We start from the raw sequence: 11,348 nt of genomic DNA on the forward strand, positions 1-11,348 counted from the left end.
GATTGCCGTGCACCGTGGTGGTAGACGGCGGGGAGTAAATGTCTGTTTTTCAGATCGTTGTCGCGGACTACTTGGAGTAGTACTCGACGATGAGCTGCTCCTGCAGCGGGATGTCGATCTGAGCGCGCTCGGGCAGCTGGTGCACGAGGATGCGCAGGGTGGACGGAACGACCTGCAGCCACGCCGGAACGTTGGCGTCGACCAGGTTGTCCTGTGCCTCATCGAACCACAGCATGGAGCGGGAACGATCGCGGACATCGATGATGTCGTACTGGGAGACACGGAAGGACGGAACGTTGATCTTCTTGCCGTTCACGGTGAAGTGACCGTGGGAGACCAGCTGACGTGCCTGGCGACGGGTGCGTGCCAGACCAGCGCGGTAGATCACGTTGTCGAGGCGAGCCTCCAGCAGGATGACCAGGTTGTCACCGGTCTTGCCCGGCATTGCGTTGGCCTCTGCGTAGTAACGGCGGAACTGCTTCTCCATGACGCCGTAGGTGAAGCGAGCCTTCTGCTTCTCCTGCAGCTGGATCAGGTACTCCGACTCCTTGATGCGAGCGCGGCCAGCCTGACCCGGTGGGTACGGGCGGCGCTCGAAGGAACGGTCGCCACCGACGAGGTCGACGCGGAGGCGACGGGACTTACGGGTAACTGGGCCGGTATAACGAGCCATTGTTTATCCCTTAACCTTTCTTTTCTTAGACGCGACGACGCTTCGGTGGGCGGCAGCCATTGTGCGGCTGTGGGGTGACGTCGGCGATGGTGCCGACCTCAAGCCCAGCGGTGGACAGGGAGCGGATTGCGGTCTCGCGACCAGAGCCCGGCCCCTTGACGAAAACGTCGACCTTCTTCATGCCGTGCTCCATTGCCTTGCGGGCAGCGGACTCGGCAGCCATCTGTGCGGCGAAAGGCGTGGACTTGCGGGAACCCTTGAAGCCAACCTGGCCGGAGGATGCCCACGAGATGACGTGGCCCTTCGGGTCCGTGATGGACACGATGGTGTTGTTGAAGGTGGACTTGATGTACGCGTGACCCTGGGTCACGTTCTTCTTGACTACGCGACGGCCGCGGCGGGCGCGCGTAGCGGTGCTCTTCGGTGCAGCCATTACTTCTTCTTTCCTGCGATCGTCTTCTTCGGGCCCTTACGGGTACGAGCGTTGGTCTTGGTGCGCTGGCCACGGACTGGCAGGCCACGGCGGTGGCGCAGTCCCTGGTAGGAACCAATCTCGATCTTGCGACGGATGTCGGCCTGGATTTCGCGGCGGAGGTCACCCTCAACCTTCCAGTTGTTCTCGATCACGTCACGCAGAGCTGCGAGCTGCTCGTCGCTCAGGTCCTTGGAACGCAGGTCAGGGGAGATGCCGGTCTTTTCCAGCAGCTCCTTGGATCGGGCTGGGCCGATTCCGAAGATGTAGGTCAGTGCGACCTCCATGCGCTTTTCGCGTGGCAGGTCCACACCAGCAAGGCGTGCCATATGGCATTATCCTTCCGGTTTTACGGCGGTTTTCTCCGTACTCATCCCGGTGGTCTGCTTCCTTCTTTTGACGACGTCACCCGCGATGGGGCGGGGTCGTGTTCAAGAGGTTCAGCAGCGGGCTCCGGCCGCCGCGGCCAGAGGTAGGCAACCTCACCCACATGGCCACGTGTTGCGCGGCCGTGCCGCATGTGACCATGGGCGGGTGAGATTTGGATGTACGAAGGCTGACAGAGTTTTTTACTTGTAGCGGTAAACGATACGACCACGGGAGAGGTCGTATGGAGAAAGCTCAACTACAACGCGGTCCTCAGGAAGGATGCGGATGTAGTGCTGGCGCATCTTGCCAGAGATGTGTGCGAGCACCTTGTGCCCGTTATCCAGCTCGACTCGGAACATTGCATTCGGCAGGGGCTCGACGATGCGGCCCTCAACCTCAATGGCACCTTCTTTGGCCATATCCTCCACATTTCCCCGATGAACATGCTGGTCATCGGCTATTTGTGCGTGTATCGCTACGATGGTGCGGTTTTCTTAGCTCCCCGTTTTTGGGGTGCGTCACCTGCACCATCGGTCTATCGTACACGTGACCTGGGGCTTTAACAACTGCAGGCCAGAGCGAAGCAGCCCGGTGGACTAGTGGCGCGGGGTGAGGATGCGCGGGCCGCCGGCGGTGGCGGCGACGGTGTGCTCCCAGTGGGAGGAGTAGCTGCCGTCCACGGTGACCACTCCCCAATCGTCGTCGAGGACGGCAGTGTCGATGGTGCCGAGCGAGAGCATCGGCTCGATCGCGAGCACGGAGCCCTCCTGGATGACCGGGCCGCGGCCCGGGCGGCCTTCGTTAGCCAGGTACGGGTCCTCGTGCATGCTGCGGCCGATGCCGTGCCCGCCGTAGCCGTCGATGATGTGCAGCGGCACGCCGAACTTGTCCTCGGCCCGGCGGGTCGCGAGCTCGAGGGCGTGGGAAACGTCGGTGAGGTGGTTGCCCGGGCGCATCGCCTTCAGCCCCTCCATGAGGACCCACTCGGTGGCCTGGTTGAGCAGTTCGTGTTCGCGGGCGATCTCGCCGATACCGAAGGTCCAGGCGGAGTCCCCTACCCAGCCGTCGAGGATTGCGCCGCAGTCGATGGAGACGAGGTCGCCTTCCTTCAGGACGACGTCCGCCGCCGGGATGCCGTGGACGACCATGTCGTTGACGGAGCTGCAGATGGAGCCCGGGAAGCCCTGGTAGCCGAGGAAGGCTGGCGTGGCGCCGGCGTCACGGATGGTGGCCTCGGCGATCTTGTCGAGGTCGAGGGTGCTCACCCCTGGCTTCGCGGCGGCCTTCACGGCCTGCAGTGTTCGGCCGACGACCTCGCCTGCGGCCTGCATGGCGTCCAGTTCCGCGGGTGTCTTCGCGGCGATCTTCTTGCTCTTCTTTCGGAAAGCCACCGAAAGCCTCCTTGTTCTTGTGTTCTTGTAGCCCGGATTTGTGGGCCAAAAGTTAAACCCGCCCACCGGTGACGTCCGGAAGATGGGCGGGAAAAGGCGGACCGTTGGGTCCTACCAGGATCGGCGCCGCGCATGCGGATGGCGGCTAGTCCCGGTTTTACTTGTCCAGGGCGGACAGGGTGGTCTCGGAGATGTCCTCGACGGAGCCTTCGGCATCGATGTTGAGGATGCGGCCCTGGTAGTAGTCGATCAGCGGTGCGGTCTCCTCGCGGTAGACCTGCAGGCGGGTGCGGATCGTGGACTCGTTGTCGTCGTTACGGCCACGGGAGAGCATGCGCTCGACCACGACGTCCTCGGAGACCTGGTAGTTGATCACCGCGTCCAGCTTCAGGTCCTTGTCCTTGAGCATCTCCTCGAGCAGGTCGGCCTGCTCGATGGTGCGCGGGAAACCGTCCAGCAGGAAGCCGTTGGCGGCGTCGCCCTCGTCGAGGCGAGCGCGAACCATGTTCGCGGTGACCTCGGTCGGGACCAGCTTGCCAGCGTCCATGTACTCCTGAGCCTGCTTGCCAAGCTCGGTGCCCTGGGAAATGTTCGCGCGGAACAGGTCGCCCGTGGAGATGTGCGGGATGTTCAGTGCGTCGGAGAGCAGCTGGGCCTGGGTGCCCTTGCCGGCACCGGGAGGGCCGAGGAGAACTAGTCTCATTTGAGGAATCCTTCGTAGTTAGCTTGCATCATTTGCGATTCGATCTGCTTGACCGTGGTCAGGGCCACGGACACGAGAATCAGAACCGCGGTACCACCGAACGGCATGCCGCCGCCGGAGGCCTGGGACGTGTCCACTCCCAAGTTAATGAGGATGTTGGGCAACACCGCAATGATACCCAAGTACAGGGAGCCCACGACCAGAAGGCGGTTCATGACGTAGCCGAGGTACTCGGCGGTTGGGCGACCCGGGCGGATACCCGGGATGAAGCCACCGTACTTCTTCATGTTGTCCGCCTGGTCGTACGGGTCGTACTGGACGGAGACGTAGAAGAAGGAGAAGAAGATGATTAGCGCGAGGTAGACCAGGATGTACTGCCATGCCGCGGGGTTCTGCAGGACGGACATGACGTTGCGGTTCCACCAGTTGTTCGCGACGTCCTCGCCGGCAGCGGCACCAGACTGGATGATCTGGGTGATCAGGATCGGGACGGTCAGCAGGGAGGACGCGAAGATCACCGGGATCACGCCGGCCTGGTTGACCTTGAGCGGCAGGTAGGTGGAGGTCTCGCCGTACTGGCGGCGGCCGATCATGCGCTTGGCGTACTGCACCGGGATGCGGCGCTGCCCCTGCTCGACGAAGACCACGCCGACGATGAGCAGCAGCATGCCGAAGACCACCGCACCGAAGATGAAGCCACCGGAGTTGGAGAGGATGGATACGCCCTCCCCCGGCAGGGTGGTCGCGATACCCGCCATGATGAGCAGGGACATGCCGTTGCCCACGCCGCGGTCGGTGATGAGCTCGCCGAGCCACATCACGAGAACAGCGCCGGAGGTCATGATGAGGACCATGACGATCAGGCCGAAGATGCCGACCTCGTCCTTGAGGACTGGGATGCCCTGCCCAAGGAGCTGCTCCCGGTCCGCCAGGGCGACGATGCCCGCGGACTGCAGCAGGGCCAGCGCGACGGTGAGATAACGGGTGTATTCCGTCATCTTCGCCTGCCCGGTCTGGCCCTCCTTCTTCAGCTGCTCGAACTTGGGGATCACCACGGTGAGCAGCTGCACGATAATCGACGCCGTAATGTACGGCATGATGCCGATCGCGAAGATCGACAGCTGCAGCAGCGCGCCGCCGGAGAAGAGGTTGATCAGCGAGTAGACCGCGGAGGATTCGGTGAGTTCCGAGATCTGCTTGGTGATGTTTGCGTAGTCGACGCCCGGCGTTGGGATCTGCGAGCCGATGCGGTACAGGATGATCATCGCAAGAGTGAAAAGGATCTTCTTGCGGAGATCAACGTTTTTGAACGCCCCGGTGATGGCGGACAAACTGGCCTCCTGTGTTGGTGGGCCCGCACTGTGGTGGCCGCGCGAGTTCTCGCGGGGCTGGTGCCGCAGGGCGTGCGCCATGGAATTGAAGTCTTTAGTAGCAAAGTAGCAGCCGGTGCAGACACGACTTTCTTCGCCGTGCTACCGGTTGCTCATTATGCCACCCCTAAGCGTTCCCGGATGAGGATCGCCTAGGCAGATAACCAAATCAGAGTAACAGTTTTGCTGCTGGTTTAGAAAGTCTTCGGCCTGCTTAGGGAGTGGATTATAGAAAGAACGAGACCCCGCCGGTGCGTGGTGCACCATGCGGGGTCTTCTTGCGACGCTACCGGGCGAGGAAAGTCCCTCACCGGGTTGCGTTGTTCAGGCTTAAGCCTCCGTGACGGAGCCGCCTGCCTTCTCGATCTTCTCCTTAGCGGAGCCCGAGAACTTCTGTGCGGTGACGTTCAGCTTGACGCTGATCTCGCCGTTGCCCAGAACCTTGACCGGCTGCTTAGCGCGGACCAGGCCAGCTGCGACGAGGTCGGCAACTGCGACGTCGCCGCCGTTCGGGAAGGCCTTCTCGAGGTCGGAGACGTTCACGACCTGGAAGATGACCTTGTTGTTGTTCTTGAATCCCTTGAGCTTCGGCAGACGCATCTGCAGTGGCATCTGGCCACCCTCAAAGTATGCAGGAACCTTGTTGCGGGCCTTGGTGCCCTTCGTACCACGACCAGCGGTCTTACCCTTGGATGCTTCACCGCGACCCACGCGGGTCTTGGCCTTGTTTGCACCCTTGGCCGGACGGAGGTCGTGGAGCTTGATTGGATCGCTCATGTTTACTCCCCTGCCACTTCTTCAACCTCGACCAGGTGGCGAACGGTGTGGACCATGCCGCGGGTGACAGAGTTGTCCTCGCGGATGACTTCCTGACCGATGCGCTTCAGGCCGAGGGAACGCAGCGTGTCACGCTGGTTCTGCTTCTTACCAACAGTGCCCTTGATCTGACGGATCTTCAGTGCCATGGGTTATGCCCCCTGTCCTGCAGCACGGGCGCGCAGCATGGCTGCCGGAGCAACCTCTTCGAGGCTCTTGCCACGACGTGCGGCGACCTCTTCTGGGCGCACGAGCTCCTTGAGGCCGGCCACCGTTGCGTGAACAACGTTGATGGCGTTCGGCGAGCCGAGCGACTTGCAGAGAATGTCCTGGACGCCAGCGCACTCCAGGACCGGGCGGGCTGCGCCACCGGCGATAACACCGGTACCTGGGGCAGCCGGACGCAGCATGACGACGCCTGCTGCGGCCTCACCCTGCACCGGGTGGGTGATGGTGCCGTTGATCATCGGGACGCGGAAGAAGTTCTTGCGAGCTTCCTCGGCACCCTTCTGGATAGCGGCTGGGACTTCCTTGGCCTTGCCGTAGCCGACACCGACCATGCCCTGGCCGTCACCCACGATCACCAGAGCGGTGAAGCTGAAGCGACGACCACCCTTGACGACCTTGGACACACGGTTGATGGTGACGACGCGCTCGATGTACTGGTTGCGCTCGTCCTGCTGGTTGTTGCGACGATCGTTACGGCCACCGCGCTCGTTGCGGCCGCCGCGCTGGTTGCGATCGTTGCGGTTGTTCTCGGCGGAGCGTCCGCCGTTACGGTCACGTTCCGACATCACGCGTTCCTTCCGTTGGAGTTCATGGTGTTGGTGGTCATTAGAACTTCAGACCACCTTCGCGGGCGGCGTCTGCCAGAGCGGCGACGCGGCCGTGGTACTGGTAGCCAGCGCGGTCGAAGACGACTGCCTCGATGCCAGCTTCCTTCGCACGCTGTGCGATCAGTTCGCCAACCTTGGCGCCACGTGCCTTCTTGTCGCCCTCGACTCCACGGACCTCTGCTTCGAGGGTGGACGCAGCGCACAGGGTGTGACCGACGGTGTCGTCGATGATCTGTGCGTGCATGTGGCGAGAAGAACGGTGCACGACGAGACGCGGGGTCTCCGGGGTGCCCTGGATGGTCTTGCGGATGCGGTTGTGACGGCGGGAGCGCGCAACGCGACGGCGAGTGGAGATGTCCTTGCCCAGCGGAAGGCGCTTGCCAGCCTTGTTGGAATCGTTGTTGCTCATTACTTACCCGTCTTTCCGACCTTGCGACGGACCTGCTCGCCCTCGTAGCGGATGCCCTTACCCTTGTATGGGTCATCCTTACGCAGGCCACGAATGTTGGCGGCGATCTGTCCGACCTTCTGCTTGTCGATGCCAGAGATGGAGAACTTGGTGTTTCCGTCCACGGCGAAGGTGATACCTTCGTCAGCCTTGATCAGGATTGGGTGGGAGTAGCCCAGGGAGAACTCGAGGTCCTTGCCCTTGAGCTGCACACGGTAACCAACGCCGAAGATCTCCATCTTCGTGGTGTACCCCTCGGTCACGCCAACAACCATGTTGTTGACGAGGGAGCGGGAAAGGCCGTGCAGGGAGCGGTTCTTGCGGTGATCGTCCGGGCGGGAGACGATGATCTCGTCGCCTTCCTGTGCCACTGCGATCGGCGCTGGGATGTCAGTGTTGAGGGTGCCCTTCGGGCCCTTGACCTCAACGTTCTGACCGTTGATGGTGACGGTGACGCCAGAAGGGACGGACACCGGAGCGAAGCCGATACGAGACATGCTTGGTTCCTCCTTCTATTACCAGACGTAGGCGAGCACTTCGCCGCCGACGCCCTTGTTCGAGGCCTCACGGTCAGTCAGCAGGCCGTGGGACGTGGAGATAATTGCCACGCCCAGGCCACCGAGAACCTTTGGCAGATTGGTGGACTTGGTGTACACACGCAGGCCTGGCTTGGAGACGCGGCGGACACCGGCGAGAGCGCGCTCGCGGGTCGGGCCGTACTTGAGGGTGATCTCAAGCTCCTTGCCTGCCTTGCCATCCTTGCGGTCGTTGACGGCAAAGTCTTCGATGTAGCCTTCCTGCTTCAGGATCTCAGCAATGTGAGCCTTGAGCTTGGAGGAAGGCATCGTGACGCTGTCGTGGAACGCGTTGGAAGCGTTCCGCACGCGGGACAACATGTCCGCGATCGGGTCAGTCATGGTCATGGTTTAGGTGACCTTTACCTTTCTCGTTGCGGTTCCCGTTCCCACCCTTTTCGCGTGCACCGCGACTCGCTGGCGACTAACGCACTTCCAAGCCCAATAGCTTGGGGCGCTCGCTACCAAGATGTGTCCGCGGCCGCTATGGGCAGGGGGCCTACAACAAAGTGGATGTTTTCTTACTAGCTCTTGTTGACTGTGTGAGCAGATCTGCGCACGTCAAGTGTGCTGTGGGCACACTTTTCCCGCAACAAGACTCAATAAGCTTAGCAACCTGCGTATTTATTGCCAAGCCGGGGCCGGTGGGCCCGCTAGCTATCCCCTCCAGGCTTCTCGCGTTCCCCCGTGGGCGACTGACCACGAAGCCGCGGCGCAGACCCATTCGCTGCACCGCGGCTTTATCCTGTGGCTCCCCCCCCCGCTAGGCCTCCCCCAAGGCCTTTCCGCTAAGCCTTTCCGTTAGGCCTCAATACCGATCTTCTTACCGTCGCGGCGCCACACCACAGCCACGGCCGGGCGCGGCACCGAGTTGCCGCCCTCCGGCCAGTGGGAGGCAGGCTTTTCGAAGGTCGCGTCGTCGTCCTCACCTGGGTGTTGGACGTTCACCATGACGCGCTCGTCCGTAACAATTGGACCACAGGTCTCCGCAGCCACCGGAACGGTGAGGAAGCAGCGGGTCTCGCCGCGGTTCTCCCCCTTCAGGCCGACCGCGTACAGGCCGTCGTTGCTGTCCAGGGCGTTGCCGTCGGTGGAGATCCACAGGTTGCCGTGGGAGTCGAAGGCCAGGTTATCCGGGCAGGAGATTGGGGAAACCTTGGACTTATCGAAGCCGCCGAAGTAAGTCTCGGCTTCCTCCGGGTCGCCACAGACCAGCAGCAGGTTCCAGGTGAACTTCTCCCCCACGTGCTCGTCGTCGATCTCCATGACCAGGCCGTTCTTGTTCTCCTTGATCGGAGCGTATTCCTTCGGGTCTTCCTGGTTCTTCTCGGCATTCTCGCCGGTCGCACCGCGGTACTTGTTATTGGTCAGGGAGACGTAGAGCAGGCCGGTGTGCGGGTTGGCTTCGAAGTCCTCCGGGCGGTCCATCTTGGTGGCACCCACCTTGTCTGCAGCCATGCGGGTGTAGACGGCGACCTCCTCCGGGGTGAAGCCATCGACGTGGGACTCCGCACCGTCCGCGGTGACGGTCAGCAGCTTCTTCCACTGGCCGGTGCCGTCGAACTTGCCGTCTTCCGGCAGCTCGCCGTCGCCGGTGATCTCCTTGTCCGGGGAGTTGCCCTTCAAGGTGGCGACGTAGAGAGTGCCCTCGTCGAGGATGGTCATGTTGTGCTTCATGTCCCCCTCCTTGATCTTCTTGGAGGAGACGAACTTGTAGATGTACTCGAAGCGGGCGTCGTCGCCGGAGTAGCAGACGACGGTGCCGTCGTCGGTGACGTAGATGTTGCCGGCCTCGTGCTTGAAGCGGCCCATGGAGGTGTGCTTGACCGGGGTGGAATATGGGTCGGTCGGGTCGACCTCAACCATCCAGCCGAAACGGTGGAACTCGTTGGGTTCCTTGGAGAGGTCGAAGCGGTCGTGAAGGCGCTCCCACTTGCGCTCGGAGGCACCCTCTGGCGGGTCGAAGCGCTTGATGTCTTCCTTGGCCTTGCCCTCGACCTGGGCCTTGTCGGCGTTGGCCCAGTACTGCTCGAAGTTCTCCTCGCCGGAGAGGAAGGTGCCCCACGGGGTGATGCCGCCGGAGCAGTTGTTCAGGGTGCCGCGGACCTTCTTGCCGCTCGGGTCGGCCTTGGTCTTGACCAGTTCGTGGCCGGCGGCCACGCCGCGCATCTCGAAGATGGTTTCGCCGGTGATGCGGCGGTTCAGCGGGCCGAACTCGCGCTTGAGTTCGCCGGTCTTGCCGACCTTGGAGACCTCGAGGATGGTGTGGCCGTGGTTGGCCAGACCGATGTTGATCTGCTCGTCGGTGGGGTTCTCGGCGTCGTAGCGCGGGAACATGTGTGGCTCGGTGGTGTACTCGTGGGAGCACACGTAGAGCAGGCGGTTCGGGTCCTTCGGGTGCTCCAGCAGGCCCGCGAAGTCGTTGTTGAAGCCGAACTGGCGCTCCGCGGCCTTGGCGGTCTGCTTGTACGGGTCGAACTTCGGGGCGTCCGGGAAGATCGGGTCACCCCAGGCGATCAGGACGCCGGAGGCGTAGCCCTCGGGAACCACGAGTTCGTCCTTCTCATTGGTAGCCACTGGCTCGAACTGCATGCCCTTCAGTGGGCCGGGGGCTTTGCCACCCTCGGAGGAGCTGACGGACTGGGCGGTGCTGCCGTCCGCGCACGCCGCCAGTGCACTTCCGCCGCCGACCGTCAGCGCTGCCAGGCCAGCACCCCGCAGCACGCTGCGGCGGGAGATGTCCCCGAAGTATGGGTTCGAGGAGGTGTTTGAGCACTCCCCGAAGCAGGCGTTACCGCACTTGTAGGTACAGGTGCGGGACGAGCGACGAGATTGGAACAGCAGGTTCATGCCCTTGATTGCCACGTAATTGTCCTTCTTCTTGTGGGTCTTGCGAAGAACAAGATAGGCAAGCGAGGTGACCTGCAAGGGAGGCCAGAGTGAATCCGGCGTTAATTGTCTCCGCCCCCTGGCGTGGCACCCCCTGGTTGAACCCTCTACTGGTTTAACCTCCCCGGAGTGCGCAACGCCAGAACCTGCGCGGGGTTAGTTGTCGGCCTTGAGCGCCCGCTTTTCGGCGCGCTTCTCGGCCTTCTTGATCTTCCGCTTCGTGGCGAACTTATTGGCACCGTCGGCGGCATCCATGGCGACGAGCCCGGCGCCGATCGCGACGAGGAAGACGTTGGAGGAAAGCTGCAAGCCTTCCTCGGTGGGGCGGATGCCGTCCGCGTGGGTCATGTTGGGGTTGCGGAAGTACATGGAGAGCAGCCCGGCACCGAAGGTGGTCAGGGCCGCACCGGCGAGCTTGTTGGAGACGAAGGGCGCGAGCAGGGCGCCGCCGACCGCGAGTTCTGCCCCGCCGAGGATATTGGCGAATTGATCGCTGGGCAGCTTCTTCAGGGCAGGCACGCCTGAGGCGGCGAACTGCTGCAGACCGGCGGACTTGGCTGGCTCGGCGCCGAACTTCTCGATGGCAGAGTTGACGATGTAGGCGCCCGGGACGGAACGCAGGATTGCGCTAGGCAGGAAAGACATGTTTGCTCCTTTGCTGTTCTTCGCACCTCCGGCACGGAAACACCGGGATGCTGATAAATGCAGAATAATCCCCAGCCTAGCGACGAAACCCCACCCCTGTCGATGACGTATCACCTTGTTCCGCGAATACCCCTCCCCCCCCCCAGATAGCAACAGCGCCC

At 62.5% G+C, this 11,348-nt stretch carries 15 protein-coding genes; all 15 read right to left on the reverse strand.

The annotated features are described in order from the left end of the window. Window positions 1–67: 67 nt before the first annotated feature. Window positions 68–673 carry a 30S ribosomal protein S4 gene (gene rpsD, locus QP140_RS08295; protein ID WP_012359613.1) on the reverse strand — a complete coding sequence of 202 codons (606 nt, stop codon included), beginning with the start codon at window positions 671–673 and terminating at the stop codon, window positions 68–70. A gap of 25 nt (window positions 674–698) precedes the next feature. After that, window positions 699–1,106 carry a 30S ribosomal protein S11 gene (gene rpsK, locus QP140_RS08300; protein ID WP_070761542.1) on the reverse strand — a complete coding sequence of 136 codons (408 nt, stop codon included), beginning with the start codon at window positions 1,104–1,106 and terminating at the stop codon, window positions 699–701. After that, window positions 1,106–1,474 (reverse strand): 30S ribosomal protein S13, encoded by a 369-nt coding sequence (gene rpsM, locus QP140_RS08305; protein ID WP_012359611.1) that lies wholly within the window; start codon window positions 1,472–1,474, stop codon window positions 1,106–1,108. Before rpsM ends, rpsK begins: the two co-directional genes overlap by 1 nt. A gap of 240 nt (window positions 1,475–1,714) precedes the next feature. Then, window positions 1,715–1,933, reverse strand: coding sequence for a translation initiation factor IF-1 (gene infA / locus QP140_RS08310; protein WP_018018723.1), 219 nt, complete (start codon window positions 1,931–1,933; stop codon window positions 1,715–1,717). 177 nt (window positions 1,934–2,110) lie between these two features. Next, window positions 2,111–2,905 (reverse strand): type I methionyl aminopeptidase, encoded by a 795-nt coding sequence (map, locus tag QP140_RS08315; protein WP_284759117.1) that lies wholly within the window; start codon window positions 2,903–2,905, stop codon window positions 2,111–2,113. A gap of 157 nt (window positions 2,906–3,062) precedes the next feature. Beyond that, a complete protein-coding gene (locus QP140_RS08320; protein ID WP_070761544.1) occupies window positions 3,063–3,608 on the reverse strand; it encodes an adenylate kinase in 546 nt (181 codons plus the stop codon). Beyond that, window positions 3,605–4,939 carry a preprotein translocase subunit SecY gene (gene secY / locus QP140_RS08325; protein ID WP_070761545.1) on the reverse strand — a complete coding sequence of 445 codons (1,335 nt, stop codon included), beginning with the start codon at window positions 4,937–4,939 and terminating at the stop codon, window positions 3,605–3,607. Before secY ends, QP140_RS08320 begins: the two co-directional genes overlap by 4 nt. Window positions 4,940–5,308: 369 nt before the next feature. After that, window positions 5,309–5,755, reverse strand: a complete 447-nt coding sequence (gene rplO / locus QP140_RS08330) for a 50S ribosomal protein L15 (RefSeq protein ID WP_012359606.1) — start codon at window positions 5,753–5,755, stop codon at window positions 5,309–5,311. Window positions 5,756–5,757: 2 nt separating this feature from the next. Further along, complete coding sequence (rpmD, locus tag QP140_RS08335) at window positions 5,758–5,943, reverse strand: 50S ribosomal protein L30 (RefSeq protein ID WP_070644714.1); 186 nt, start codon at window positions 5,941–5,943, stop codon at window positions 5,758–5,760. Window positions 5,944–5,946: 3 nt separating this feature from the next. Then, window positions 5,947–6,588: a 30S ribosomal protein S5 gene (gene rpsE, locus QP140_RS08340; protein ID WP_070644713.1), complete on the reverse strand. Its 642-nt coding sequence runs from the start codon at window positions 6,586–6,588 to the stop codon at window positions 5,947–5,949. Between the two features lie 40 nt (window positions 6,589–6,628). Further along, window positions 6,629–7,039, reverse strand: a complete 411-nt coding sequence (gene rplR, locus QP140_RS08345; RefSeq protein ID WP_012359603.1) for a 50S ribosomal protein L18 — start codon at window positions 7,037–7,039, stop codon at window positions 6,629–6,631. After that, on the reverse strand, window positions 7,039–7,575 hold the full coding sequence (gene rplF, locus QP140_RS08350) for a 50S ribosomal protein L6 (RefSeq protein WP_070758302.1): 537 nt from the start codon (window positions 7,573–7,575) through the stop codon (window positions 7,039–7,041). The genes rplR and rplF overlap by 1 nt, the downstream gene beginning before the upstream one ends. 18 nt (window positions 7,576–7,593) lie before the next feature. Next, window positions 7,594–8,001 (reverse strand): 30S ribosomal protein S8, encoded by a 408-nt coding sequence (rpsH, locus tag QP140_RS08355; RefSeq protein WP_012359601.1) that lies wholly within the window; start codon window positions 7,999–8,001, stop codon window positions 7,594–7,596. A gap of 453 nt (window positions 8,002–8,454) precedes the next feature. Then, window positions 8,455–10,518 (reverse strand): PhoX family protein, encoded by a 2,064-nt coding sequence (locus QP140_RS08360; protein WP_284759124.1) that lies wholly within the window; start codon window positions 10,516–10,518, stop codon window positions 8,455–8,457. Between the two features lie 180 nt (window positions 10,519–10,698). Continuing rightward, window positions 10,699–11,187: a hypothetical protein gene (locus QP140_RS08365; RefSeq protein WP_284759120.1), complete on the reverse strand. Its 489-nt coding sequence runs from the start codon at window positions 11,185–11,187 to the stop codon at window positions 10,699–10,701. Between the last annotated feature and the right edge of the window lie 161 nt (window positions 11,188–11,348).

It is taken from the genome of Corynebacterium sp. UMB9976 (genome assembly GCF_030212265.1).
GTDB lineage: Bacteria > Actinomycetota > Actinomycetes > Mycobacteriales > Mycobacteriaceae > Corynebacterium.

Excerpts from the sequence above, each read along its gene's own strand:
- rpsH (WP_012359601.1), bottom strand. The coding sequence starts at position 8,001 with ATGACCATGACTGACCCGATCGCGGACATGTTGTCCCGCGTGCGGAAC.
- QP140_RS08365 (WP_284759120.1), bottom strand. The coding sequence starts at position 11,187 with ATGTCTTTCCTGCCTAGCGCAATCCTGCGTTCCGTCCCGGGCGCCTAC.
- QP140_RS08320 (WP_070761544.1), bottom strand. The coding sequence starts at position 3,608 with ATGAGACTAGTTCTCCTCGGCCCTCCCGGTGCCGGCAAGGGCACCCAG.
- rpsK (WP_070761542.1), bottom strand. The coding sequence starts at position 1,106 with ATGGCTGCACCGAAGAGCACCGCTACGCGCGCCCGCCGCGGCCGTCGC.
- rplF (WP_070758302.1), bottom strand. The coding sequence starts at position 7,575 with ATGTCTCGTATCGGCTTCGCTCCGGTGTCCGTCCCTTCTGGCGTCACC.
- rpmD (WP_070644714.1), bottom strand. The coding sequence starts at position 5,943 with ATGGCACTGAAGATCCGTCAGATCAAGGGCACTGTTGGTAAGAAGCAG.
- infA (WP_018018723.1), bottom strand. The coding sequence starts at position 1,933 with ATGGCCAAAGAAGGTGCCATTGAGGTTGAGGGCCGCATCGTCGAGCCC.
- rpsE (WP_070644713.1), bottom strand. The coding sequence starts at position 6,588 with ATGTCGGAACGTGACCGTAACGGCGGACGCTCCGCCGAGAACAACCGC.
- rplR (WP_012359603.1), bottom strand. The coding sequence starts at position 7,039 with ATGAGCAACAACGATTCCAACAAGGCTGGCAAGCGCCTTCCGCTGGGC.
- rpsD (WP_012359613.1), bottom strand. The coding sequence starts at position 673 with ATGGCTCGTTATACCGGCCCAGTTACCCGTAAGTCCCGTCGCCTCCGC.
- rpsM (WP_012359611.1), bottom strand. The coding sequence starts at position 1,474 with ATGGCACGCCTTGCTGGTGTGGACCTGCCACGCGAAAAGCGCATGGAG.
- rplO (WP_012359606.1), bottom strand. The coding sequence starts at position 5,755 with ATGAGCGATCCAATCAAGCTCCACGACCTCCGTCCGGCCAAGGGTGCA.